Source organism: Clostridium sp. HBUAS56017, from assembly GCF_007115085.1.
GTDB lineage: Bacteria > Bacillota > Clostridia > Clostridiales > Clostridiaceae > Clostridium > Clostridium cibarium.
Window position 1 is genome coordinate 1 of record NZ_SULK01000070.1, and the last position, 676, is coordinate 676.

At 25.6% G+C, this 676-nt stretch carries 1 protein-coding gene and 1 pseudogene; both read right to left on the reverse strand.

The window, feature by feature from the left end:
* Window positions 1-83: 83 nt before the first annotated feature.
* Complete coding sequence (locus FAY47_RS21095; RefSeq protein ID WP_243129685.1) at window positions 84-335, reverse strand: tyrosine-type recombinase/integrase; 252 nt, start codon at window positions 333-335, stop codon at window positions 84-86.
* Window positions 336-349: 14 nt separating this feature from the next.
* Window positions 350-676: pseudogene (locus FAY47_RS21100) on the reverse strand (hypothetical protein); the annotation flags it as partial.

Here is a 676-nt window from a genome sequence, read left to right on the forward strand (position 1 = left end):
ATTTGCTAAAAATTCATTGTAAAGTCTTAATTTAAATCCATTTTAAATCCAAAGTAATATTATTATATGAGATTTAATTAATATTAACTCCATTTTAATAGTTCTAATGTATCAACTGCTTTTTGTTTTTCTTTTTTCATAATATGTGTGTAAGTACTAGCGGTGACATCAATATTTGCATGACCAAGTAATTTAGATATAGTTAATAGTGGTTTGTCATTTTCAAATTGCAATGTAGCATAAGTATGTCTAAGAGCATGAAATTTCTTATGCTTAACTTTACATTTCTTTAAAAAGTAAATCCAACTTTTTTCAATATTACCTGCATCAATCAAATTACCATTGTCGGTTAAAAAAATAATATCTTCATTTTCAGTATTATAACTTGTGGCACAATCAACAATATCTTTCTTTTCTCTCCTTCTTCACCAAATACATAAGAAGTGACAACATTTCTTCTAATAAGTATCTCATTACTTTTGTAGTCAATATCACTTTCTTTTAAACCAAGAATTCCTCCTCTACGCATACCTGTAGCATAGGAAATTAAAGATATATATCTTATTTTTGTATCTTCATTCTGTTTTAATATTAATTTCATTTCATCAGTTGTAAAAATAGGTAATGTCTTATTTTCTCTTAGAACCGTATCCTTTGGAATTATTATTTTTTTCCA